The organism is Actinosynnema sp. NPDC059797 (assembly GCF_042732085.1).
Lineage (GTDB): Bacteria > Actinomycetota > Actinomycetes > Mycobacteriales > Pseudonocardiaceae > Actinosynnema.
Map to the genome: position 1 here is coordinate 1 of NZ_JBHWIE010000031.1, position 22,787 is coordinate 22,787.

The window sequence follows — 22,787 nt, forward strand, 5'->3', positions numbered from 1 at the left end:
CTGCCAGGTGGCGAGCGTACCCGGCCTGGTAGATGACGTCGACCAGGGCCGGGGGGGCGCGGCGGCCGCCGCGACCCAGCCGCCCGCCACCGCGCCGGACGACGTCCGGCCGACCGGCCCGGTCACCGGCGCGTGCGGCCGCTTCCAGGCCGACGTGTGCGCCGCCTACACCGAGGTCGCGACCACCGGCCAGGCCGGACCGCAGACCCTGGAGGTGCTGCGCCGCGCGTCGCCGTCGGCCGTCACCGACAAGATCACCCAGCCGACGCTGATCGTGCAGGGCGAGCAGGACACCCTGTTCGGCCTCGACCAGGCCGACGCCAACGCCCGCCAGATCGCCGCCAACGGCGCGAAGGTCAAGGTCGTCTGGTACGCGGGCGGCCACGACGGCGGCTCGCCGGGTCCGGAGCTGCGCGGGCAGATCGCCGACTGGCTGGCGTTCCACCTCGGCGGCGAGGGCGAGGACCCCGGCACCGGCTTCGAGTACACCGTGGTCGGCGCGTTCCGCAGCAGCGGCGCGCCGTCCCTGCGCAACGTCGTCGCGCCCGCCTACCCCGGCCTGGCGGGCTCCGAGCCGGTCCGGCGCGTGGACGTGCCCCTGTCCGGGGGCGAGCAGGTCGTGGTGAACCCGGCGGGCGGCAACCCGGCCGCCGTGTCCAGCCTGCCCGGCCTCGGGTCGGTGGTGTCGCGGTCCAGCTCGCTGTCCTCGCGCCTCTCGCTCGACCTGCCCGGCCAGACCGCCGTGTTCCAGAGCGAGCCGCAGACCGGGCAGACCCTGCTCACCGGCTCGTCCACGGTGCGGCTGCGCGTCGCCGCGGTGCCCGGCCAGCCGGTGCCGCCCGAGGGCGCGGTGCTGTTCGTGAAGCTCTACGACGCCGACGCCAACGGGGTCCGGGTGCTGCCCGGCTCGGCGGTCGCGCCGGTGCGGGTGTCGAACCTGCCCGCCGACGGCACGCCGGTCGAGGTGACCGTGACGCTGCCCGGCGCCGTGCGGCCGGTGGAGACCGACCACCGGTTCCAGCTCGTGGTGTCCACCACCGACCAGGCCTACGCCAACGCCTCCCAGCCGGCCGCGTACCGGGTGTCGCTGGCCTCGCCCGCGCTGTCGGTGCCGGTGGTGCCGGGCGTGAACGCGACCAGCGACGTGCCGACCGGCGCGCTGTGGGGCATCGGGATCGTGCTGATCGCGAGCGGGATCGCGGCCGTGGTGGCGTGGTTCCGGCGGCGGCTGGCCGCGGACGTCGACCCGGAGCTGGCGGGCGTGCCGCTGGTGATCGAGAACCTGACCAAGTCCTATCCCGGCGGGCTGACCGCGGTGCGCGACCTGTCGTTCCGCGTGGAGCACGGCCAGGTGCTGGGCCTGCTCGGCCCGAACGGCGCGGGCAAGACGACCACGCTGCGCATGCTGATGGGCCTGATCCGGCCCACCGAGGGCGGCATCCGGGTGTTCGGGCACAAGGTGCACCCCGGCGCGCCGGTGCTGTCCCGGGTCGGGTCGTTCGTCGAGGGGTCCGGCTTCCTGCCGCACCTGTCCGGCGCGGCCAACCTGAAGCTGTACTGGGCGGCCACCGGCCGGCCGGAGGAGCAGGCGCACGTCGAGGAGGCCCTGGAGATCGCGGGCCTGGGCAACGCGGTGCACCGGCGCGTCCGGACCTACAGCCAGGGCATGAGGCAGCGGCTGGCGATCGCGCAGGCCATGCTCGGCCTGCCGGACCTGCTGGTGCTCGACGAGCCGACCAACGGGCTCGACCCGCCCCAGATCCACCAGATGCGCGAGGTGCTGCGCCGCTACGCGGCGGCGGGGCGCACGGTGCTGGTGTCCTCCCACCTGCTCGCCGAGGTCGAGCAGACGTGCACGCACGTCGTGGTGATGCACAAGGGGACGCTGGTCGCGGCCGGTCCGGTCGAGGAGATCGCGACGGGCGGCGGCGAGGCGAGCTTCCGGGTCGACCGGCCCGAGGAGGCGGCCTCCGTGCTGCGCGGCCTGTCCGGCGTGCACGACGTGCACGTGGACGGCGAGCAGGTCCACGCGAGCCTCAACGGCACGCCGCGGGCGTCCGCGCTGGAAGCCCTGGTGGCAGCGGGCGTGGCGGTGGACCAGGCCGGTCCGCGCCGGCGGCTGGAAGACGCGTTCCTGGAGTTGGTGGGCGAATGAGTACCAATGGAGTGCACACCGACCCGGGCGCCGTCGCGGACCTGACGTCCGCGGCGCGGGTCGAGCAGGCGGAGGTCGCGCCGGACGGCTCCAGGGCCGGTTACCGGGCCGGCCGGACGCTGCGCATCCGGGTCGAGCTGGCGCGGCAGCTGCGGCGCAGGCGGACGCAGATGGTGCTGGGCTTCCTGGTGCTGCTGCCGTTCATCCTGGTGGTCGCGTTCGAGATCGGGCAGTCGCAGCCGAACCGGCGGTCGGGCGGCTTCGTCGACCTGGCCACGGCCAGCGGCGTGAACTTCGTGATCCTGACGCTGTTCGTGTCGGGCAGCTTCCTGCTGCCGATGATCGTGGCCCTGTTCTTCGGCGACACGATCGCGTCCGAGGCGTCGTGGTCGTCGTTGAAGTACCTGCTGGCGGCCCCCGTGCCCCGGCACCGGCTGCTGCGGCAGAAGGCGCTGGCGTCGGGGCTGCTGTCGGTGCTCGCGATGGTGCTGCTGCCCGCGGTGGCGCTGGGCGTGGGCGTGCTCTGGTACGGGGCCGGGGAGACGGTGTCGCCCACGGGCGAGGCCGCGTCGTTCGGGACCGGGGTCTACGGCCTGGCGCTGGCGGTCGTCTACATCTCGATCCACCTGTTCTGGGTGGCCGGGATGGCGCTGTACCTGTCGGTGTCCACGGACGCGCCGCTGGGCGCGGTCGGCGGGGCCGTGCTGGTGTCGATCCTGTCGCAGATCCTGGACCAGATCACGGCGCTGGAGGACCTGCGGGACTACCTGCCGACGCACTACGCGCTGGCGTGGGTGGACCTGCTGTCGACGGACGTGGACTGGTCGCAGCTCGCGCGGGGCACGTTCTCGGCGCTGGCGTTCGGCGCGTTCTTCACGCTGCTGGCGGCGCGGAAGTTCGCGCGCAAGGACATCACCAGCTGAGGTCCGGATCTTGACGGGGGCGTCGGGTTCTCACCCGGCGCCCCCGTCCTTCGTCTCAGGGGCGCGGCCCGCCCCGTGTCCACCGCCCGCTCCCGGGCGCGACCCGCCCCGGACCTCAAGGCCGCTTGCTCTTGGGCAATTTGGCGACCACGGCGTCGTAGGAGGCGTCGAGCAGCTCGCGGACCTCGTCACCCGGGACGGAGCCCTTGAGGTTGACCGAGTTCCACCCGTAGCGGCCGACGTAGGCGCTGGTCGTGATGTCGCCCGGGTGGCGCTCCCGCCACTCGGCGGCCGCCTCGGCGTTCGCGCCGCACTTCACGCCCACGGTGTGGCCGGCGAGCCCGATGAAGGCGAACGCCTTGCCGCCGACCTTGCAGACCAGTTCCTCGTCACCCCAGGGGTAGCTCTCCTCGGCGCCGGGCTTGGCCAGGCAGTGGGCGATCACCTCGTCGAGCGTCATCCGGCCAAGCTAGCGCGAGGGGAGCCGATCGCGGCAGGTCCCTTGTCGCGGGTCGGGCGGTCATCTCTGGGCTTGTGCGGCCAACGCGTCCTGCACCGCGAACAGCGCCTCGGGCCCCACCGGCAGGTCGTGGGCGGCCTTCGCGCGGACGCCGTCGAGGAAGAAGGCGATGTTGCGGCGCCACGCGTCCGGCGCCGCGCCCCTCGTGACACGAACGAGTTGACCATTGCACCACAGGGCGATGGCCAGGTCACCGATGGTGAAGTCGGCGCGCAGCGAGCCGTGGCGCTTGGCGTCCTCGACCAGGCGGGCGCCCTCGGCGAGGGCCTCGTCGCAGACGCGGGTCAGCTCGGTGGCGCTCGGGAAACGGCGGGAGAGGAGGTCGTTGAGCGCGGGTTCCTCCGCCTGGAGGGCGGCCATGCCCTCGACGTAGGCGGCGAACCGCCGCCACGGGTCGGTGTGCTCGCGGACCCGGTCGAGCAGGTGGGTCAGGCGGACGGAGGCCAGTTCCGGCATCACGGCGTCGATCAACGCCTCGCGGCTGCCGAACCGGTTGTAGAGGGTGCCGGTGCTGACGCCGGCACGCGTGGCGATGTCCTCCAGCGGGGTCGACAAGCCGCGCTCGCGGAACACCTCGATCGCGGCCGCCTTCAGCCGCTCGATGTTGCGCTGCGCGTCCCGCCGCAGGCGAGGGGTTCCGCCGGTGGTGCTCATGCGCCCATTCTCCCAGCAAGAACTTGACGCCGCTCTCAACTTCATTGCTACGCTGCCCCAGAACTTGACGAAACCGTCAAGTTAAAGGGGCGCACATGACGTCGAAGACGATCGCGGTGCTGGAGGCGGGCACCGGCCTGGGCGCGTCGGTGGCCGAGCGGTTCGGCCTCGAGGGCTACCGGGTGGCGCTGGTCGCCCGCCGCCGCGAGCCCCTGACGGCGTTGCGCGCGGAACTGCGGGCCGCCGGCGTCGAAGCGGAAGCCTTCCCGGCCGACCTGTCCGACCCGACCGGCGCACCCGGGTTGATCACCACCATCAGGGACCACTTCGGCCGCATCGACGTGCTGCACTACGCACCAGCCCCGTCCCGTGGTTTCACCCCCGCGGCCGAGTTGGGTGCCGACACGCTGCGCGACCTGCTGGCCCTGTTCCTCCTCACACCGGTCGAACTGGTGCGCGCCGCACTGCCGGAAATGCTGGAACGGGGCGACGGCGCCATCCTCGTGGGCCAAGGCACCTCGGCCTCGCAAGGACACCCGGGCATGAGCGGCATCGGCCCGGCGATGGCCGCCATGCGCAACTACGTGCAGTCGCTGCACGCCGAGGTGGCCGACCGAGGGGTCTACGCGGGCATGCTCACCGTCGCCGCGATGGTCGACCGGAGCGCCGCGTACCGCCGCCTGCTCAGCGGCGAGTTCACCTTGCCGAACGGGCTGAAGCTGCCGGAAGGGCCAAAGCCGCCGGAAGGGCTGAAGCTGCCGGAGGGGGCAAGGCAGGGAGGCGCGAGGCCGGAAGGCACCGCCGAAGCCACGCCAGCCGCGGGCGGGACAACGACGGCGGCATCGGTGGGAGCGGTTGGGGCGGCGGGAGCGGCTGGGGCGACTGGTGCTGGGGCGGCTGGCGCTGGGGCCGGGCCAGGGGCTGAGGTCGGGGCCAGTGCTGGGACCGGGGCCGGGACTGGGGCGACTGGCGTTCGGGCCGGGACCGGGGTTGGCGCTGGCGCCAGCGCTGAGGCCGGGGCTGGGACTGGGGCGACTGGCGCTGGGACTGGGGCCGGAACCAGGGTCAGGGCTGAGGGTGGGGCTGGGGCGAGGCTGGGCGTTGTCGATCCCGATGACCTCGCCGAGGTGTGCTGGGCGCTGGTCACCGAGCGGGACCGGGTGGAGGTGGTTTGGCCGGTCCCGCTCGGTGCTTGAGGCTTGCCGGCGGGGATTGCGCTTGCCGGTGGGGTGGGGCGTGTCGGGTTGGTCTCGGGGCTCCGTTCTTCTCAACCGATGAGCGTGACGGCGTTTTCGTACGTGGTGGCCGTCATGATCACTCGATTGAGTTACTTCACCCCCGCCGCGTCCATGCCCCGCAGCTCCTTCTTCAGGTCCTGGATCTCGTCGCGCAGGCGGGCGGCCAGTTCGAACTGCAGCTCCCGTGCCGCGTTCATCATCTGGTCCGTCAGCTGCTGCACCAGGTCCGCCAGCTCGGAACGGGCCATGCCGCTGGTGTTCCGGTCGGCCAGCACGCCCGAGCTGCGGCCCGACGCCCCCGGGTCGCCGGTCGGCTTCTTGCCCCTGCTCGCGTTGCGGCCCGAACCACCCGGCTCGACGGCGTCCTCCGCCTCGGCGTAGACCTGTTCGAGGATGTCGGTGATCTTCTTGCGGAGCGGCTGGGGGTCGATGCCCCGCTCCTCGTTGTACGCGACCTGCTTGGCCCGGCGGCGGTTGGTCTCGTCGATCGCGTGCCGCATCGAGTCGGTGATCCGGTCCGCGTACATGTGGACCTCGCCCGAGACGTTGCGGGCCGCGCGGCCGATGGTCTGGATCAGGCTGGTGCCGGAGCGGAGGAAGCCTTCCTTGTCCGCGTCGAGGATCGCCACCAGGGACACCTCGGGCAGGTCGAGGCCCTCGCGCAGCAGGTTGATGCCGATCAGCACGTCGTACTCGCCGAGGCGCAGTTGGCGCAGCAACTCGACCCGCCGCAGGGTGTCGACCTCCGAGTGCAGGTAGCGGACCCGGATGCCGAGTTCGAGGAGGTAGTCGGTCAGGTCCTCGGCCATCTTCTTGGTCAGCGTGGTGACCAGGACGCGCTCGTCGCGCTCCGTCCGGACGCGGATCTCGTGCACCAGGTCGTCGATCTGGCCCTCGGTCGGCTTGACCACGACCTCCGGGTCGACCAGGCCGGTGGGGCGGATGACCTGCTCGACGAACTCGCCGCCGGCCTGCCCCATCTCGTACGGGCCGGGCGTGGCGGACAGGTAGATGGTCTGGCCGATCCGGTCGGCGAACTCCTCCCACGTCAGCGGGCGGTTGTCCAGCGCGCTGGGCAGGCGGAAGCCGTGCTCGACGAGGTTGCGCTTGCGGGACGCGTCACCTTCGTACATGCCGCCGATCTGCGGCACGGTCACGTGCGACTCGTCGATGACCAGCAGGAAGTCGTCCGGGAAGTAGTCGATGAGGGTGGCGGGCGCGGTGCCGGCGGGCCGGTCGTCGATGTGCCGCGAGTAGTTCTCGATGCCGGAGCAGAAGCCGACCTGGCGCATCATCTCGATGTCGTACGTGGTGCGCATGCGCAACCGCTGCGCCTCCAGCAGCTTGCCCTGGCGCTCCAGCCGGTCCAGCTGCTCGGCCAGCTCCTCCTCGATGTTCCGGATGGCCTTCTCCATCCGCTCGGGCCCGGCCACGTAGTGGGTGGCGGGGAAGATGCGCAGCTCGTCGACCTCCTTGACCACGTCGCCGGTCAGGGGGTGCAGGTAGTACAGCTTGTCGATCTCGTCGCCGAAGAACTCGACCCGGATGGCCAGCTCCTCGTACGCCGGGATGATCTCGACCGTGTCGCCGCGCACGCGGAACGTGCCCCGGTTGAACGCGATGTCGTTGCGCGCGTACTGCACGTCGACCAGGGCGCGGAGCAGCAGGTCGCGCTCGATCTCGCCGCCGACCCGGAGCTGGATCGAGCGGTCGAGGTACGACTGGGGCGTGCCCAGGCCGTAGATGCACGACACCGAGGCCACCACGATCACGTCGCGCCGGGTCAGCAGGCTCATCGTGGCCGAGTGGCGCAGCCGTTCGACGTCCTCGTTGATCGACGAGTCCTTCTCGATGTACGTGTCCGTCTGCGGGATGTACGCCTCGGGCTGGTAGTAGTCGTAGTAGCTGACGAAGTACTCCACCGCGTTGTTGGGGAAGAACTCCTTCAGCTCGTTGGCCAGCTGCGCGGCCAGCGTCTTGTTCGGCGCCATCACCAGCGTGGGCCGCTGGAGCTTCTCCACCAGCCACGCCGTGGTGGCCGACTTGCCGGTGCCGGTGGCGCCGAGCAGGACCACGTCCTTCTCCCCCGCGCGGACGCGCCGTTCGAGCTCCGCGATCGCGGCGGGCTGGTCGCCGGCCGGCTGGTAGTCGCTGACCACGCGGAACTGCCCGTCGGTGCGGGGGATGTCACCGACGGGACGGTGCGACGAGTGCGCCTTGACCGGGATCTCGGTAGGGAATGCCACGCCTAGAAAGGTACGCCCCGGGTCCGACATTTTTCGTCGGCGCAGGTCACGGCCCCGGGAGGGCTGGGTGCGGAGAGCCGGGGGGAAAGCCGGGGGGGCTGGGCGCGGAGAGCGGGGCGGGGAAGCGGAGGGCCGGCAGGTGGGCAGGCCGGGCCGGCGGGCAGGAGCAGACCGGTGGCCGGCCAGGCCGGAGGACAGGAGCAGACCGATAGCCGGCCAGGCCGGGGGGACAGGGCGGCCCTGGGCGGCGGCGGTCAGCAGTCAGCGCGGTCAGCGGTCAGCAGTCGCAGCCGTTGCAGTCGCAGCCCGAGCCGCAGTCGCAGTTGCACCACGCCTCGCGCCACTTGCCGCTCCACGGCCCCGGGTACGGGTCGCGGCAGCAGTACTGGCAGGTGCCGCACTGGTACAGCACCGCCAGGCAGCCCGCGAAGAACCCCCGGCTCACCGGCGGCCGCCGCAGCTTCGGCCAGGACCACAGGCCGCTGCCGGAACCGGCCGGGTCGCCGCCGCCCTTGCGCGGCTTGCGGCCGGTGGGCGGCGTCGGGCCGGTGGGACCGGTGGCCCCGGGCGGCGCGTACCCGGGCGGCGGCACGTGGCCGGGCGGCGGCGAGTAGGTCTCGGGCGGCGCGCCGAACGGCGGCACGTGGTCGCGCCGGTGGTCGCGGGCGTGGGGTTCGCCGAACGCGCGGCGGATCGACTCGCGCACCTCGTGCACCAGCAGCACGTGCACCAGGCGGTCGTCGGTGAACTCGACCTCGCGCAGGGCCAGTTCGACGCCCAGCGCGGCGTCGTCGCACAGCCGGCGCGCCTCGGCGAGGGACGTGCCGGTCGCGAGCAGCGGGTTCCACGCGCCCGACGCCCGGTCCTCCTCCAGGTCCTCGACCGCGTCGAGCAGGTGCGCCAAGCGCCCGAACAGCCGCCCGACCTCGCGCAGCGGCGCCGCGTTCCCGGGCCGCCCGGCCAGCAGCGCCGCCTGCGCGGCGGCCTCGCCGGAGGCGGTCTCGGTCGGTTCGGTGACCGCGAGCAGCGGTGTACCGGGGCCGGCCGCCGCCTCGACCTCGGGCTGCCGCCGCACGGCGTCCACCAGCACGGCGGTGTCGAAGCCGAGGTCGGCGCCGGTCTCGGCGGCCTGGGTCGCCCAGCGGCGCGCCACCCGCCTGCCCGCGCCCCGCAGCGGCGCGCGGGCGAACGCGCCGTCGCCGTCGGACACGTGGTCCTCGACCTTCGCCGACGCCAGCACCAGGGACACCGACGCGGCCAGGCGCGCGCTCGCGCCCACGGCGACGTCGGCCGACTGCATGCCGCGCAGCGCGCACGGCCCGGCCGACCTCCGCGAACGCCCGGTCTGCGCCTCCACCAGCGCGGAGATGACCAGGCCGTCGTAGTTGGTGACCACGCGGGCGAGGTGACCGTGGTCGTCGCGCAACGCCAGGCACAGGCCGCACAGGTGGGCCAGCCACGACTCGCGCAGCTCGGGGCCCAGGCGGTTCCGGCAGGGGCGGATGATGCCGAACATGCGCGAAGACTAAGCGATCATCCTACTTTTGGGTGATAAAGGTGAGTGTTCTACGGGTAAGGCTGCTTAAAGTCGGCCCTGTGACGCCGAGCTCCGCCGGGACCCGCATGCACATCCACCCGCCGAAGATCGAGTACTTCGACATCGACGCCAAGAGCAACACCGACCCGAAGGGGTACCTGCGGGGCGTCGACGAGTACCGGCTGACGCCGCACGGCCTCTACATGGCCCGCCCCATGCCCGGCCACCCGGACATGGCGCACACCGAGTCGTGGCTGCTGCCCGCGCACGGCCTGCGCGTCAGCCGGTGGACGTGGCACCCGGGCCACGAGCGCGACTACGACCTGTACGTGGACGTGGCCGAGATCAGCTCCAGCGGGTCGGTGTGGAAGACCGTCGACCTGTACCTGGACCTGGTGGTGCGCACCGGGCGCAGCGTGACCGTGCTGGACACCGACGAGCTGCTGGCCGCCCTGGACCGGGGCCTGGTCCGGCCCGACCGGGCCCAGTGGGCGCTGGAGACGACCTACCGCGCGGTGGCCGGGATCGCCGCGCACGGTCACGACGTGTGCCGCTGGCTGGCCGCGCAGGGCACGATCACGACCTGGCGTCGCCGGTAATACAGACAGTGACACCCGCAGGTCAATCGCGCCGAAACTCCGTCACCGGATAGAGACCGCATACACCACAGACCGTGATGTAACAAATCGACCCGGACAGTTACCCGGAGCACACCTGCGGCTACCCTCGGATCGCGTGGGAGCGGTCATCACACCTCAGCTCGTCGACGTGGTCGACACCGTCAGCGCAGTTCGCAGCTACTCCAGCGGCACGTCGCGACACCTGACCACGTGCCGGGTCGAGGACTGGGGGCTGAGGCTGGAGTGCCCCACGCCCGAGGACCCGTTCTCCGATTCCGAGGTCACCTGGTTGATGCCGGAGCTGGGCCTGCGGCTGACCCACCAGCGCCCCCGCTCCCGGCACGCCCGCAGCGGCCCGAGCGTGCTCACCGCGGTCCGGGTGCGGCGCGACGGCCGCTCGTGGCGCACCACGGACCTGCTGCTGGGCCTGGCCGTGCCGGGCGGCACGACCGCCCGGATCGTGCGCTCCGAGGAGTTCGCGGCCGCCGTCGCCGGGCGCGTGCTGGGTCCCGACGACGCCGACCAGGCGCTGCGCACCGTGCACCGCACCCTGGAGGAGGTCAGCCTGCACCGCCACGACCTGCAGGTCTGGCTGACCCACCGCGGCATCTACGACACCTGGCCGTCCCTGTAGAACGCCTCGGCGCGGGCCGCGGCGCGCTCCCCCCACAGCTCTTCGGCCTCGGCGCGGTCGAGCCCGTCACGCCGGCACCGCTCGACCAGCGCCTCGTACTCGGCGCGGGCCGCCGCGTCGGCCCTCAGCCAGTCCCGGGAGCGCAGCGCCCACTCCCACGCCGGGCCGCCCTCGACCCGCACGTGCAGGGCGACCCGCCGCCCCGGGTCCGCGCCCAGGTGCAGCCGCTCGCCCCGCGGCTCCGGCGCGTCACCGGGTCGCCCGACCGGGTCCTGGGCGACGCCGAGGCCCGGGAAACCGCCGTCGGACAGCACGTCCTCCAGCTCGGCCGCCTCCTCCGGCGACCGCACGCCGAGCTGGAGATCGAGCACGTCCTCGGCCGCCAGGCCGGGCACGGCGGTGGGGCCGACGTGCTCGACCGGCCGCCCGCCGGCCAGCACCCCGAGGCGGGCCGCGACGCGCGCGGCCTGCGCAGGCCACGTCCCGTCGTGAGGCACCACGACCGGCGAGCCGCCCGCGGGGCGCCGCAGCCGGACGTTCGCCTCGTAGGGCACCAGCCGGTCCGCCCACAGCTCGTCGACCCGCGCGAGCACCACGTCCGGGGTGCCGGAGTTGTCCAGCCACACGTCCGCGACCCGGCGGCGCTCCCCCTCGTCCGCCTGGGCGGCGATGCGCCGGCGGGCGTCGTCCTCGGCCAGGCCGCGGCCGACCAGCCGCCGCACGCGCTCCTCCGCCTCCGCGTGCACGATCACCACCAGGTGGTACAGCGGCGCCAGGCCGTTCTCGACCAGCAGCGGCACGTCGTGCACGACGATCGCCTCGGGCGGCGCGGCGGCGATCAGCTCGGCGGTGCGGGCGGCGATCCTCGGGTGGGTGATGCCGTTGAGGGTGGCGCGGGCCGACTCGTCGCTGAACACCTTCGCGGCCAGGGCCGGGCGGTTGAGCGCGCCGGAGGCCTCCAGGACGTCCGCGCCGAACGCCTCGACGATCTCCGCCAGGCCCTCGGTGCCGGGCTCGACCACCTCCCGGGCGAGCCGGTCGGCGTCGATCACGACCGCCCCGTGCTCGGCGAACCTGCCCGCCACCGTCGACTTGCCCGACCCGATTCCCCCGGAGAGACCCACGCGCAACATGGCGCACAGCCTGCCGGCTGCCGGCGCCTCAGTGCTCTTCGAGAGGGGTCATGGCCTGCTGCGCCACGGCGGCGAGGAAGGCGCCGACCCTGTCGTCCGGGACGACGCCCGCCTTCGCGCGCGCCACGAACGTGGTCTTGCCCAGCGAGCCGATGAGCAGCCGCTCGTCCCGCGCCGTCACCAGGGACGCCTCGTGCCTGCCCACGTCGACCCGGGCCGACGTCGCGCCCTCCCGGCGTTCGGCGTCCACGCTCTCGGTGACGCGGCCGGCGGCGGTGGGCTCGTCCACGTAGGTGGCCAGGCCGACGACCACCGGCGCGGTCGCGATGCCCCGGCCCTCGCCGACGCCGTAGTAGCAGTCGATCTTGGCGGTGCGGCCGATGGACGGCTCGCGGATGCCGATGATCTGCTGGAGCGCGCCGGGCAGTTCGTGGCCGAGGTGGGTGTTGAGGACCTCGGTGGGCACGATCAGCTCGCAGTCGGTGGGCAGCTCGCGGTCCACCATCTGCGGGACCCGAGTGATCGTGGTGGGCGGCAGGATCGTCGGGATCTGCGGCGGCGCCGCGGCCGGCGGCGGTTCGGACGAGCACGCCGAGCACAGCACCGCCAGCACCGCGAGCACCACCATCCGCGCACCCATAGGGCGATCAATTTAGCGCAATGGAGGGGTTTCGCGGCGAAGAGCCAGGTCCCGGTGACTCTGCGTGGAGGTGGAGAGTCCGGAAAAAGGAGGTCGCCCCCCGCCCGTGGTGGGCGAGGGGCGACCGGGGTGGTTCAGCGAACCGGGAGCGATCAGGCGCCGCCCGACAGCTTCTCCCGCAGCGCGGCGAGCTGCTCGTCGCTGGCCAGGGTGCCGCCGGCCTGGGCCGGGGCGCCCGTCGAGGACGCGGCGGCCGGGGCGTCGCCACCGGACGAGTAGTTCGTCTCGCCGGCGGCCTCCTCCTCGGCGGCAGCGGCCTTGGCGACCTGCTTCATGTGGGCCTCGTAGCGCTGGTGGGCCTCGGCGTACTGCCGCTCCCACTCCTCGCGCTGCTTGTCGAAGCCTTCCTGCCACTCCTGGGTCTCCGGGTCGAAGCCCTCGGGGTAGATGTAGTTGCCCTGGTCGTCGTACTCGGCGGCCATGCCGTACTGGGTCGGGTCGAACTCCGAGTCCGGCGTGAAGCCCTCGTTCGCCTGCTTCAGCGAGAGCGAGATGCGGCGGCGGTCCAGGTCGATGTCGATGACCTTGACCATGACGTCGTCGCCGACCTGCACGACCTGCTCCGGGATCTCCACGTGGCGCTCGGCCAGCTCGGAGATGTGGACCAGGCCCTCGATGCCCTCGTCCACGCGGACGAACGCGCCGAACGGAACCAGCTTGGTGACCTTGCCCGGCACGATCTGGCCGATCGCGTGGGTGCGGGCGAACTGGCGCCACGGGTCTTCCTGCGTCGCCTTGAGCGACAGCGACACGCGCTCGCGCTCCATGTCGACGTCGAGGACCTCGACGGTGACCTCCTGGCCGACCTCGACGACCTCGGACGGGTGGTCGATGTGCTTCCAGGACAGCTCGGAGACGTGCACCAGGCCGTCCACGCCACCCAGGTCCACGAAGGCGCCGAAGTTGACGATGGAGGACACGACGCCCTTGCGGACCTGGCCCTTCTGCAGCTGGTTGAGGAACTCGCTGCGGACCTCGGACTGGGTCTGCTCGAGCCACGCGCGGCGGGACAGGACCACGTTGTTGCGGTTCTTGTCCAGCTCGATGATCTTGGCTTCGAGCTCCCGGCCGACGTACGGCTGGAGGTCGCGCACGCGCCGCATCTCCACGAGGGAGGCGGGGAGGAAGCCGCGCAGGCCGATGTCCAGGATCAGGCCGCCCTTGACGACCTCGATGACCGTGCCGCGAACCGGCTCGTCCTTCTCCTTGAGGGCCTCGATGGTGCCCCAGGCGCGCTCGTACTGCGCGCGCTTCTTGGAGAGGATCAGCCGACCTTCCTTGTCCTCCTTCTGGAGGACCAGGGCCTCGACCTCGTCACCGACCTTCACAACCTCGTTGGGGTCGACGTCGTGCTTGATCGACAACTCGCGCGAGGGGATGACGCCCTCGGTCTTGTAGCCGATGTCGAGCAGGACCTCGTCCCGGTCGACCTTGACGATGGTGCCCTCGACGATATCGCCATCGTTGAAGTACTTGATGGTCTTGTCGATGGCGGCGAGGAAGTCCTCCTCCGTCCCGATATCGTTGATAGCGATCTGCTGCTTCGGCGCGGTGGCAGCCGGGACAGTGGTGGTGTCGGTGGACATCAGGTAGGTGGCTCCGGTACGGATTGGTTAGTTGGCCTGCGGGTTTGACGCTGTGCGGCGGGCACGCCCCGACCGCGAAGACCGACTCACCAGGTGATCACCGATCATGAGCAGCGCGAACCCACTACGCAGGCGATATCGTACGCGGCTCGGCGCAGGCCGGGCAAACCGGTCCCCTTGAATGGAGCAGTGTGTCCGACCAGCACGCGAGCGCCGAACTGGCGCTCGGCACCACCGGCATCGCCAAGCGGGGCGCGGACGCGGAGGAGTCGCGGGCGGCCAATCGGCGCTGGTGGGACGCCGACGCCGACGACTACCACGCCGAGCACGGCGGCTTCCTGGGCGCCGCCGACTTCGTGTGGTGCCCGGAGGGGATCCGCGAGGCCGACGCCCGGTTCCTCGGCGACGTGCGCGGGCGGCGGGTGCTGGAGGTCGGCTGCGGCTCGGCGCCGTGCGCGCGCTGGCTGGCCGGTCGGGGCGCGGACGCGGTGGCGCTCGACCTGTCGGCCGGGATGCTGCGGCACGCCCGCGCGGCCAACGCGGAGACCGGGCTCGACGTGCCGCTGGTCCAGGCGAGCGCCGACCAGCTGCCGTTCCGGGCCGGGTCGTTCGACGCGGCGTGCTCGGCGTTCGGCGGGGTGCCGTTCGTGGCGGACGTGGGCGAGGTGTTCCGCGAGGTGGCCCGCGTGCTGCGGCCGGGCGCGCCGTGGGTGTTCTCGGTCACTCACCCGATGAGGTGGATTTTTCCGGACGACCCGGGACCAGGTGGGCTGACCGTGACCCAGTCGTACTTCGACCGGACGCCGTACGTCGAGGTGGACGAGGCGGGCCGGGCCACGTACGTGGAGCACCACCGGACCACCGGGGACTACGTGCGGGCCCTCGTCGGGGCGGGGCTGGAGCTGCTGGACCTGGTGGAACCGGAGTGGCCGGAGGGGCACACCCGCAAGTGGGGCCAGTGGAGCCCGCTGCGCGGCCGGCTGTTCCCGGGCACCGCGATCTTCCGCACGAGGAAGCCGTAGCCTGCCTGGCATGACCGTCGGGAGGGTGCTGGTGGACGCGCAGAGCGCGCGGTTCGCGAGCATCGACCCGCTGCTGCCCGCGGCGGCGGCCCCGGCGGACGGCGACGTGGTCACCGCGGCCCTGCCGGACGGCACGCGGGTCGCGGGCGTGCTGCACCACCAGGTGCACGAGCGCCGCTCCCCCGCCCGGCTGTGGTCGGCGACCGAGGTGTGGGAGCTGGTGCCGCTGCTGGGCGGCACCGGCGGGGCGGGCATGGACGCGCTGCTGCGCGCCTGGCGCAAGCGGCTGGACCTGGTGCGACCGGCCGAGCGCGACTCGGCGTGCGTGCTGACCTGGCCGAGCCGGGACGCGGAGTCGACCAGGGCCCTGCTGGACCACGGGCTGGTGCCGCTGACCGTGATCGCGGTGCGGCAGGCGCCGAGCCCGCCGGTGGCGGGCGCCGCGACGATCCGCCGGGCCACGCCCGCGGACCTGGAGGCCGTGCTCACCCTGGCGCTGGCCGAGCTGCACTACTCGTCGATGGTCGGCTCCACGGTGCGGCGGCCGGACGCGGTGGCGCTCAAGCGGCGGGCGCTGGCCGACCGGCTGGCCGCGGGCGGCCTGGCGTGGCTGGCCGAGCGCGACGGGGTGGCGGTGGGCCTGGCCGAATGCGCGGTGGTGACCGCGGAGCCGGGCAACTGGACCGGTGGCCGCCTGCCGCCGGGCCGCTGGGGCTACGTGAACTGCGTGTCGGTGCTGCCGGGCGCCCGCGGCACCGGCGTGGGCCGGCAGCTGATGGCGTTCGCGCACCGCGAGCTGGCGCGGCTGGGCACGGTCGGCACCTACCTCTACTACAACCCGCCGAACCCGCTGTCCTCGGTGTTCTGGCCCCGGCAGGGTTATCGTCCACTGTGGACGATGTGGGAGGTGCGCCCGGCGGGCGCGTTGCGCTAGCTCACACCCCCGGGAGTTGCGGGCCGCCCCCTCACGGACCACTATTTGAACTGACCGGTCAGTTCAAAAGGAGGGCGAGCAGTGGAGGTCCACGCCAGGCGCGTCGGGGTCGACGGACCGCACGGTCCGCTCCTCGAACCAACGTCCCTGCTGGTCAGGCCCGGTGAGCTGGTCGTGGTGGCGGGTGACCCGAACCGGGGTCACACCGCGCTGGCGCTGGTGCTGTCCGGCCGGATGCGCCCGAGCACCGGCCGGGTCTCCCCCGAGGCGGCCGAGCTGCGCCGGCGGGTCGTGCCGGTGGACTCGCCCGGGGTCAGCGAGCCCGAGGGCGCGCTGCCGCTGGGCGGCGCGGTCGGCGAGGAGCTGGCCCTCAACGGCGCGCGCAGCGGGCGCGCGGCCGTGGCCGACTGGCTGGCCGAGCGGGACGCCGACCGGTACCTCGACACCCGCGTCGAACGGGTCCCGCCGCAGGTCAGGTGCGCGCTGCTGCTGGAGCTGGCCGCCGGCCGGCCGAACGCGGGGGTGCTGGTGCTCGACTCGCCGGACCGCTACCACCCCGACCCGCCCGGCTGGCTGGACCTGGCCCGCGCGCGCGTCGCCGAGGACCGCTCGGTGGTCGTGCTGTGCACCACCGCCTCCGCCGCCCTGCTGGACACCCCCGCCGCGCGGATCGGCGCGGACAACACCCCCGAGGAGGCGCGGTGAGCGCGCTGCGGATGGCGTTCAACGAGCTGCGCCGGGTCACCTCCGGCAAGCTGCCCAAGCTCGCCGTGGTGGCGTTGACGCTGGTCCCGCTGCTGTACGCGGCGCTGTACCTGTACGCCAACAAGGACCCGTACGCCCACCTCGACCAGGTGCCCGCGGCGCTGGTCGTCGAGGACGAGGGCGCCACCGCGAGCGACGGCACGCGCCTGGACGCCGGCGCGGAGGTGGCCCAGGAGCTGGTCGACGGCCACCGGTTCGACTGGCGCCGGGTGGACGCCGAGCAGGCCGAGGCCGGGGTGCGCGACGGGACGTTCACCTTCGGGCTGACCCTGCCCGCGGACTTCTCGAAGGCCCTGCTGTCGTCCGGCGAGTTCACCCCTCGCCAGGGGGTCATCGTGCTGACCACCAACGACGCGAACAACTACCTCGGCTCGACCATCGCCAACCAGGTGGTCGCCGAGGTGCGCCGGTCGGTGTCGGTGAAGGTCGGCGCGGAGGCGGCGGACCGGCTGCTGCTCGGCTTCTCCACGATCCGGCAGCGGACCGCCGAGGCCGCGGAGGGCGCGACCACGCTCGCGAGCGGCCAGCAGGAGGCCCGCGACGGCGCCCAGCGCCTCGCCGACAACACCCCCGCGCTGGCCGACGGCGCGGCGCGGGTCGCGGGCGGGCTCACCCAGCTCCGCGACTCCACCGGCGGCCTGCCCGCCAAGGCGCAGCAGCTCGCCGACGGCGCGAAGCGGGTCGCCGACGGCAACGAGACCGTCGCCGAGACCGCCGAGGACTACGCGGTCAAGGCGCAGGACCTGGTCAACCGGCTGGACACGGCCGGCGGCGACGTGGCCGCGCGGCTGCGCGCGCTCGGGTTCACCGAGGAGCAGGTGCAGCGCGTGCTCGGCGTCCTGGGCGAGGTCCGCCGGCCCGTGGACGACGCCAACGCGAAGGTCCAGGGCACGGCCGGGCAGCTGCGCGCGCTCGCCGACGGGGCCGCGCAGGTCTCGGACGGCGCGGCGCAGCTCGCCGCGAGCACCCCCGCCCTCGCCGACGCGGTCACCCGGCTCACCGACGGCGCGAACCAGGTCGCCTCCGGCACGGCGCAGGTGCGCGACGGCGCGTCCGCTTTGCTCGACGGCGAGCGGCAGCTCGTCGACGGCGCGAACCGGCTGCGCGACGGGCTGAACGCGGGCGTGTCCGAGATCCCCGCGCCCGACGACCCGACCCGCGAGTCCACCGCCAACACCATCGGCGACCCGGTGACCGTGCGCGGGGTGAGCCAGACCTCGGCCGGCACCTACGGCGCGGGCCTGGCCCCCTTCTTCCTCGGCCTGGCCACCTGGATCGGCGCGTACGTGCTGTTCCTGCTGCTCAGGCCCCTGTCGCGGCGGGGCCTGGCGGCGGGCCGGAACCCGCTGCGGGTGGCGGTGGGCGGGTGGCTGCCCGGCGTGCTGCTGGGCGCGGCGCAGGTCGTGGTGATGTTCGCGGCGGTCACCCTGGTGGTGGGCATCCGGCCCGCGCACCCGGTCGCCGCCCTGGCGTTCCTGCTGCTGGTGTCGGCGACGTTCGTGGCGGTGCTGCACGCGCTGAACGCCCTGTTCGGCGCGGTCGGCAAGTTCATCGGCCTGGTGCTGCTGATCCTCCAGCTCGTCAGCGCGGGCGGCACGTTCCCGTGGCAGACGATCCCGGTGCCGCTGTACCCGCTGCACCACGGCCTGCCCATGGGCTACGCCGTGGACGGGCTGCGGCACCTCATGTACGGCGGACCCTCGGGTCGCGCGGGCCAGGACGCCCTGGTCCTGGTCGCCTACCTGCTCGGGGGCCTTGCCTTGGCGACGTTCGCCGCCTATAAGCAGCGGGTGTGGACCCCGTCTCGCCTCCAACCCGAGCTGGCGCTGTGACCGGCGCCCGCACCGGCCGCACCGCGGCGACCAAGCAGAAGCTGTTCGACGCCGCGCTGAGGCTGGTCGGCGAGCGGGGCGCGGCGAGCGTGACCGTGGAGGAGATCGCGGCCGAGGCCGGGGTCGCCAAGGGCACCGTCTACTACAACTTCGCCAGCAAGGACGCGCTGGTCGACGCCCTGCTCCGGCACGGCGTCGAGTTGCTCGCGAGCCGGCTGCGGGTGGCCGAGGGCGAGGCCGGGACCGAGGCGGCGATGTCGTCGCTGGTGGACGGGATGCTCGGGTTCTTCGCCGAGTACCCGGCGTTCGGGCAGCTGCTGGTCTCCGAGCTGTGGCGCACGCCCGGCCAGTGGCACGGCACGCTGAGCCTGCTGCGCGACGACATCGTGTCGATCATCCGCGGCCAGGTGCAGCGGCTGTCCGACGCCGACCTGCTGCCCGAGGGCGTCGAGGTCGGCACGGCCGCCGCGGCGCTGTTCGGGACCCTGCTGGTGATCGCCCTGGACTGGCAGGTGTTCCAGCCCGAGCGCAGCCGCGCGGAGGTGCGCGAATCGGTGTTGCTGCTGGTCCGAGGGCTGCGCCCGGGCTGACGGCTAGTGCCGCACCACCCAGGTGTCGACCTCGCCGACCTGGTGCACCGAGGGCGCCCTGCCCTCCAGCGCGCGGCGCACGGCCTCCAGCACGCCGGCCGAGGTCTCCTCGTGGGTGAGCCACCGGTGGGCGTCGCCCTGCCGGACGATGCCCAGCACCACCTGCTGCGCCGGGTGGCCCTCCAACACCGGGTCCGGCACGCCGAGCACCGGCTGGATCGCGCCGCTGTCGTGCACCTCCACCACGGGCGCGCGGGGCGCGAGCAGCGGCGCGACGGCCCGCAGCACGGGGTCCCGGTAGCTCTCGTGCACCCACGCCACCAGCAGGTCCGCGGGCCGTTCCAGGACCGCCCGCACCCGGTCGGCCAGCTCCTCCGGCCGCGCCCAGTCCGCCACCACCGGGCGCGCCCGCCCGGCCCGCTGCGGCACGTGGCCCCGGGAGCCGAGCGACGCCCGCGCCGCCCGCCCGAGACCCGTGTCCGCCCGGCGGCTGGGCAGCACCACCTGCCAGCCCTGCTCCAGCAGCTCGTCCGCGCAGCCCTTCAGCATCCCCGTGCCGCCGAGCACCAACGCCGTCCGCTCGCTCATCGCACCGACTCCTCGCCCCGCTCCGCGGCCCGGCGCAACGGGCCGGACCGCCATTGGTCGACCTGACGCTGTCCCCTCAAGCGCACCACCACGAGTCTGTGCCCGTACCCGCCCGCCAGCACCTCGCGGACCCGCTCCCCGGTGCGGCGGTGCGACCGCCACGCCCACCGCAACAGGTGCTCGGGGTCGGTGAACACGGTGCGCAGCGGTGGTTCCACGTTGCCGTTCCACAGCTCCTGGCGGCGGAACCGGCGCACCGCCGTGCGCACCGCCACCCGGCGCATCACCACGTGCCGCGGGTGGTCCAACCAGACCAGCGTGTCGGCGCGCTCCAGCAGCAGCGGGCGCGCCGCGGTGTACTGCCACTCGGTGACCCAGGCGTCGCCCCCGGCGAACCGGCGGACGTCGTCGAGGAACTCCGGGCGCGGCGTCCACTGTGGACCGTGAAAGAGGGAGTCCAGTTCCACGCGGGACAGGCCGAGCGCGGCCGCCACGGAACGCGCCAGGGTCGTTTTCCCGGACCCCGAGGTCCCGGTCACGAGAACGCGGCGCGGATTATGCGGCAACTCGTCGGCTGGTCCCAGGAACGGCACCCGATCAGGCTACCTTCGCAATCCTCCCATTGAGGAAGATCCACCCGAACGGGCTCCGCCACGGGGTTGACCGGACCGCCCCGCGCGCGGGGCTCCCGTCAGTCCACAGTGGACGGTTCCGGGCGCGTCAGCAGGCGGGGAACAGGCGGCGCGTCGAGCCCGGCGCGTCGTAGGCGCCCGGATCGGTGAAGCGGCACCCGTAGCGCGGGTCGGCCACCGCGGCCGGGTCGCCGACCACGTCCCCGGCCGGCCTGCGCCCCTCGTCCACCCACGCCACCAGGTCGTCCCAGGCCGCGCCGACCTCGGCGGGGCTGAACCCGCAGTGGTCGGCCGTGCGGATCGCCCGCTGCGCGAGCAGGTGCGAACGGCCGTTGCGCCGGACGTCCCGCTCGTAGAGCTGCTCCATGGAGAACGGCACGAACAGGTCGCCGAGGTCGTGCAGCGACAGCACCGGCGCGGTCGGCCTGCCCGCGATGCGCGGCACCTCGGTGAGCGCGGGCGTGAGGCGCGCCCGGGGGTTCTCCGGCAGCACCCGCCGCACCTCGCGGTCGAGGTCGACCGGGGAGTCGGGCGCGTAGCGGGTCAGCACGTTGGTGGCGAGCTGGAGCGGGTCGGCCGCCAGTCCCTCGCCGCTCGCGGGGGTGGCCAGGCCGAACAGGAAGCCCTCCCACCGGGCGAACGCCCCCTCCACGCCGGGGCGGGGGCCGCCGGTGCGGTTGGCGACCACGGCGGCGAACTGCCTGCCGCGCTCGTTGGGCGTGCCGGTCAGGCCCAGCCCGGCCCGGATGCGCGGGACGACCGCGGCCTGGTAGTCGTCCGGCACGGGCCACGCGCGGATGCCCGTGAGCGCCTGCGCGACGAGGGTGAAGTCCAGGAAGTAGTCGAACAGCTCCTGGTCGCCGAGCACCCCGCACAGCGGCAGCGCGCCCCGGTAGAAGCCGGGGTACTGCTCCAGGGAGCGGCCGACGACGTGGCCGCCCATGGAGACGCCGGCGATGAAGGTGTCCCGGGGCCGGCCGACCAGCGCGGCGAAGTGGCCGGCCAGGTCGCGCGTGCCGCGGACGCCCGCCTCCACGTCGTAGTCGTTGGCGTAGTAGCTGGAGGCGGCCCAGGCGAAGCCCTGGTCGAGCAGCCTCTGGCGCAGGCCGAACGCCGGCGGGTCGACGGTGAGCACGGTGCTCGCGCCGCGGAAGCCGTGGGCCCACATGACGAGCCGGCCGTTCCAGCGCGGCGGCACCTCGATCGTGTAGGCGGCGTGCCGGTGCACGCCCTGGAGCACCCGCGACGGCTCGCCGCCCACCTGCGCGGGCGGCAGCGGCGGGTTGTCCACGGTGTAGCCGGGCAGCGGCCGGTCGGGCGGTGTCGACGCCCCGGCGGGCGGCGCGACCAGCAGCAGGACGAGGACCAACGCGAGGACCCGGCGCACGGGTCCGATTGTGCTCACCACCGCAAGCCGGCCACCAGGTCCTCATGGGTGAGGTCGAACGTCAGGGGGCAGGACACCCGGACCACGTCGTCCTCCTCCCGGGTCAGCCGGGCGCCGGGGAAGACGCGGCGGACCACGCGCAGCATCGCCGCGTTCTCGCCGAGGACGTCGCCGTGCAGCTCGGTGTAGCGCAGGTCGCCGGCCAGCTCGCCGAGGGCGGTGACGAGCCGGGTGCCGACGCCGCGGCGCTGCCACGGGTCGACCACGGCGACCGACACCTCGGCGGTGCCCTCGCCGGTGGCGACCAGGCGGGCGATGCCGACCGGCGTGCGGCGGGACTCCGCGACGACCGCGGCCCGGCGGCGGCCGTCGAGGTCGGTGAGCCGCGCGCGCATGGAGGTGGTGAGGCGGGGCACCGGGGCGTGGAAGCGCAGGTAGCGGCTGTGCGGGGACAGGCCGCGGAACACGGTGTCGACCACCTCGCCCGCCTCGGCTCGGTGCAGTTCGCGGACCTTCATCGACGACCCCCTGAGTTCGGAAATCGAACCCTAGCTGGATCTGTTTTCCGAACGCAAGCGGTATCGTCGGGGGTGTGGCCCACGTGAGAGTCGTCGACGAGCTGTGCACCGTGTCCCTACCCGCCGCGCTGCTGGGTGAGCGGTGGACGCTGCAACTGCTGCGGCAGGCGTTCCTGGGCACGCGGCGGTTCGAGGACTTCCAGTCGGCGCTGGACATCTCCCGCAGCGTGCTCACCGACCGGCTGGGCACGCTGGTGGAGGCGGGCGTGCTGCGGCGCGAGGCGTACAAGGACGTGCGGACGCGGTACGAGTACCGGCTGACCGAGAAGGGGCTGGACCTCTACCCCGTGCTGATGGCGCTGCGCCGGTGGGGCGACCGGTGGATGTCGCCCGAGGAGGGGCCGTCGTTCGACCTGCACCACCGGTCGTGCGGTGGCGGGGTGGGGGTGCACGTGACGTGCGAGGGGTGCGGGGCCGAGCTGACCGCCCGGGACGTCCGGGTCACGCCGCTGCGCTGACCGCCCGGCACACCCGGGCCGCACGGCCCCGACCCCGTCCCGGGCACGCCGCTGC

22 protein-coding genes are annotated in these 22,787 nt (G+C 73.6%); 11 read left to right on the forward strand and 11 right to left on the reverse strand.

All coding sequences use genetic code 11. The annotated features are described in order from the left end of the window. Positions 1-2,155, forward strand: a 2,155-nt coding sequence (locus ACFV4N_RS11575; protein ID WP_499672427.1) for an ATP-binding cassette domain-containing protein, incomplete at its 5' end; no start/stop codon positions are given. Then, entirely contained in the window at positions 2,152-3,078 is a 927-nt protein-coding gene (locus tag ACFV4N_RS11580; protein WP_499672428.1) for an ABC transporter permease, read from the forward strand. The genes ACFV4N_RS11575 and ACFV4N_RS11580, both read left to right, overlap by 4 nt. 115 nt (positions 3,079-3,193) lie before the next feature. Here the strand turns inward: ACFV4N_RS11580 and ACFV4N_RS11585 are convergent, their stop codons facing one another. Continuing rightward, positions 3,194-3,538: an MmcQ/YjbR family DNA-binding protein gene (locus ACFV4N_RS11585; protein ID WP_499672429.1), complete on the reverse strand. Its 345-nt coding sequence runs from the start codon at positions 3,536-3,538 to the stop codon at positions 3,194-3,196. A gap of 60 nt (positions 3,539-3,598) precedes the next feature. Beyond that, positions 3,599-4,252 (reverse strand): TetR/AcrR family transcriptional regulator, encoded by a 654-nt coding sequence (locus ACFV4N_RS11590; protein ID WP_499672430.1) that lies wholly within the window; start codon positions 4,250-4,252, stop codon positions 3,599-3,601. Between the two features lie 95 nt (positions 4,253-4,347). Between ACFV4N_RS11590 and ACFV4N_RS11595 the strand changes: the two genes are divergently transcribed. Beyond that, positions 4,348-5,448, forward strand: coding sequence for an SDR family NAD(P)-dependent oxidoreductase (locus tag ACFV4N_RS11595; RefSeq protein WP_499672431.1), 1,101 nt, complete (start codon positions 4,348-4,350; stop codon positions 5,446-5,448). Positions 5,449-5,579: 131 nt separating this feature from the next. On the opposite strand, the gene uvrB is transcribed toward ACFV4N_RS11595, so the two are convergent. Continuing rightward, positions 5,580-7,766: an excinuclease ABC subunit UvrB gene (gene uvrB, locus ACFV4N_RS11600; RefSeq protein ID WP_499672432.1), complete on the reverse strand. Its 2,187-nt coding sequence runs from the start codon at positions 7,764-7,766 to the stop codon at positions 5,580-5,582. A 247-nt stretch (positions 7,767-8,013) separates the two neighbouring features. After that, a complete protein-coding gene (locus ACFV4N_RS11605; protein ID WP_499672433.1) occupies positions 8,014-9,252 on the reverse strand; it encodes a DUF5685 family protein in 1,239 nt (412 codons plus the stop codon). A gap of 107 nt (positions 9,253-9,359) precedes the next feature. Here ACFV4N_RS11605 and ACFV4N_RS11610 point away from each other — a divergent pair, with 107 nt between their 5' ends. Together ACFV4N_RS11610 and ACFV4N_RS11615 are read left to right on the forward strand one after the other, a co-directional pair. Beyond that, positions 9,360-9,872 (forward strand): ribonuclease FAU-1 family protein, encoded by a 513-nt coding sequence (locus ACFV4N_RS11610; protein ID WP_499672472.1) that lies wholly within the window; start codon positions 9,360-9,362, stop codon positions 9,870-9,872. Between the two features lie 136 nt (positions 9,873-10,008). After that, the gene (locus ACFV4N_RS11615) at positions 10,009-10,527 is read left to right on the forward strand and encodes a ribonuclease FAU-1 family protein (RefSeq protein WP_499672434.1); all 519 of its coding nucleotides are present in this window, start codon (positions 10,009-10,011) and stop codon (positions 10,525-10,527) included. Here the strand turns inward: ACFV4N_RS11615 and coaE are convergent. The 3 genes from coaE to rpsA form a co-directional block, all read right to left on the reverse strand. Next, positions 10,503-11,660 carry a dephospho-CoA kinase gene (gene coaE / locus ACFV4N_RS11620; RefSeq protein ID WP_499672435.1) on the reverse strand — a complete coding sequence of 386 codons (1,158 nt, stop codon included), beginning with the start codon at positions 11,658-11,660 and terminating at the stop codon, positions 10,503-10,505. The genes ACFV4N_RS11615 and coaE overlap by 25 nt on opposite strands. A 28-nt stretch (positions 11,661-11,688) precedes the next feature. After that, on the reverse strand, positions 11,689-12,288 hold the full coding sequence (locus ACFV4N_RS11625; RefSeq protein ID WP_499672436.1) for a hypothetical protein: 600 nt from the start codon (positions 12,286-12,288) through the stop codon (positions 11,689-11,691). Positions 12,289-12,452: 164 nt separating this feature from the next. Next, positions 12,453-13,946 carry a 30S ribosomal protein S1 gene (gene rpsA, locus ACFV4N_RS11630; protein WP_499672437.1) on the reverse strand — a complete coding sequence of 498 codons (1,494 nt, stop codon included), beginning with the start codon at positions 13,944-13,946 and terminating at the stop codon, positions 12,453-12,455. A 191-nt stretch (positions 13,947-14,137) separates the two neighbouring features. On the opposite strand from rpsA, the gene ACFV4N_RS11635 reads away from it, so the two are divergent. From ACFV4N_RS11635 to ACFV4N_RS11655, 5 genes are all read left to right on the forward strand, one after another. Further along, positions 14,138-14,968, forward strand: a complete 831-nt coding sequence (locus ACFV4N_RS11635; RefSeq protein WP_499672438.1) for a class I SAM-dependent methyltransferase — start codon at positions 14,138-14,140, stop codon at positions 14,966-14,968. A gap of 10 nt (positions 14,969-14,978) precedes the next feature. Beyond that, positions 14,979-15,902: a GNAT family N-acetyltransferase gene (locus ACFV4N_RS11640; protein ID WP_499672439.1), complete on the forward strand. Its 924-nt coding sequence runs from the start codon at positions 14,979-14,981 to the stop codon at positions 15,900-15,902. 81 nt (positions 15,903-15,983) lie between these two features. After that, the gene (locus ACFV4N_RS11645) at positions 15,984-16,607 is read left to right on the forward strand and encodes a hypothetical protein (protein ID WP_499672440.1); all 624 of its coding nucleotides are present in this window, start codon (positions 15,984-15,986) and stop codon (positions 16,605-16,607) included. Then, the gene (locus ACFV4N_RS11650) at positions 16,604-18,499 is read left to right on the forward strand and encodes a YhgE/Pip family protein (protein ID WP_499672441.1); all 1,896 of its coding nucleotides are present in this window, start codon (positions 16,604-16,606) and stop codon (positions 18,497-18,499) included. Before ACFV4N_RS11645 ends, ACFV4N_RS11650 begins: the two co-directional genes overlap by 4 nt. Continuing rightward, a complete protein-coding gene (locus tag ACFV4N_RS11655) occupies positions 18,496-19,089 on the forward strand; it encodes a TetR/AcrR family transcriptional regulator (protein ID WP_499672442.1) in 594 nt (197 codons plus the stop codon). Before ACFV4N_RS11650 ends, ACFV4N_RS11655 begins: the two co-directional genes overlap by 4 nt. Before the next feature lie 3 nt (positions 19,090-19,092). Here the strand turns inward: ACFV4N_RS11655 and ACFV4N_RS11660 are convergent, their stop codons facing one another. The 4 genes from ACFV4N_RS11660 to ACFV4N_RS11675 all read right to left on the reverse strand — a co-directional run bounded on the left by ACFV4N_RS11660 (position 19,093) and on the right by ACFV4N_RS11675 (position 22,214). Continuing rightward, a complete protein-coding gene (locus ACFV4N_RS11660) occupies positions 19,093-19,677 on the reverse strand; it encodes a Rossmann-fold NAD(P)-binding domain-containing protein (RefSeq protein ID WP_499672443.1) in 585 nt (194 codons plus the stop codon). Next, the gene (locus ACFV4N_RS11665; protein ID WP_499672444.1) at positions 19,674-20,171 is read right to left on the reverse strand and encodes a P-loop NTPase family protein; all 498 of its coding nucleotides are present in this window, start codon (positions 20,169-20,171) and stop codon (positions 19,674-19,676) included. The genes ACFV4N_RS11660 and ACFV4N_RS11665 overlap by 4 nt, the downstream gene beginning before the upstream one ends. Positions 20,172-20,397: 226 nt before the next feature. Next, on the reverse strand, positions 20,398-21,696 hold the full coding sequence (locus ACFV4N_RS11670; protein ID WP_499672445.1) for an alpha/beta hydrolase: 1,299 nt from the start codon (positions 21,694-21,696) through the stop codon (positions 20,398-20,400). 14 nt (positions 21,697-21,710) lie between these two features. Beyond that, complete coding sequence (locus ACFV4N_RS11675; RefSeq protein WP_499672446.1) at positions 21,711-22,214, reverse strand: GNAT family N-acetyltransferase; 504 nt, start codon at positions 22,212-22,214, stop codon at positions 21,711-21,713. A gap of 74 nt (positions 22,215-22,288) precedes the next feature. On the opposite strand from ACFV4N_RS11675, the gene ACFV4N_RS11680 reads away from it, so the two are divergent. Next, the gene (locus tag ACFV4N_RS11680) at positions 22,289-22,732 is read left to right on the forward strand and encodes a winged helix-turn-helix transcriptional regulator (protein WP_499672447.1); all 444 of its coding nucleotides are present in this window, start codon (positions 22,289-22,291) and stop codon (positions 22,730-22,732) included. The last annotated feature ends 55 nt before the right edge of the window (positions 22,733-22,787 follow it).

What these genes read in the sequence shown, in the direction of transcription:
- ACFV4N_RS11580 (WP_499672428.1), top strand. Translation starts at nt 2,152, where the DNA reads ATGAGTACCAATGGAGTGCACACCGACCCGGGCGCCGTCGCGGACCTG.
- ACFV4N_RS11585 (WP_499672429.1), bottom strand. Translation starts at nt 3,538, where the DNA reads ATGACGCTCGACGAGGTGATCGCCCACTGCCTGGCCAAGCCCGGCGCC.
- ACFV4N_RS11590 (WP_499672430.1), bottom strand. Translation starts at nt 4,252, where the DNA reads ATGAGCACCACCGGCGGAACCCCTCGCCTGCGGCGGGACGCGCAGCGC.
- ACFV4N_RS11595 (WP_499672431.1), top strand. Translation starts at nt 4,348, where the DNA reads ATGACGTCGAAGACGATCGCGGTGCTGGAGGCGGGCACCGGCCTGGGC.
- uvrB (WP_499672432.1), bottom strand. Translation starts at nt 7,766, where the DNA reads ATGTCGGACCCGGGGCGTACCTTTCTAGGCGTGGCATTCCCTACCGAG.
- ACFV4N_RS11605 (WP_499672433.1), bottom strand. Translation starts at nt 9,252, where the DNA reads ATGTTCGGCATCATCCGCCCCTGCCGGAACCGCCTGGGCCCCGAGCTG.
- ACFV4N_RS11610 (WP_499672472.1), top strand. Translation starts at nt 9,360, where the DNA reads ATGCACATCCACCCGCCGAAGATCGAGTACTTCGACATCGACGCCAAG.
- coaE (WP_499672435.1), bottom strand. Translation starts at nt 11,660, where the DNA reads ATGTTGCGCGTGGGTCTCTCCGGGGGAATCGGGTCGGGCAAGTCGACG.
- ACFV4N_RS11625 (WP_499672436.1), bottom strand. Translation starts at nt 12,288, where the DNA reads ATGGTGGTGCTCGCGGTGCTGGCGGTGCTGTGCTCGGCGTGCTCGTCC.
- rpsA (WP_499672437.1), bottom strand. Translation starts at nt 13,946, where the DNA reads ATGTCCACCGACACCACCACTGTCCCGGCTGCCACCGCGCCGAAGCAG.
- ACFV4N_RS11640 (WP_499672439.1), top strand. Translation starts at nt 14,979, where the DNA reads ATGACCGTCGGGAGGGTGCTGGTGGACGCGCAGAGCGCGCGGTTCGCG.
- ACFV4N_RS11660 (WP_499672443.1), bottom strand. Translation starts at nt 19,677, where the DNA reads ATGAGCGAGCGGACGGCGTTGGTGCTCGGCGGCACGGGGATGCTGAAG.
- ACFV4N_RS11675 (WP_499672446.1), bottom strand. Translation starts at nt 22,214, where the DNA reads ATGAAGGTCCGCGAACTGCACCGAGCCGAGGCGGGCGAGGTGGTCGAC.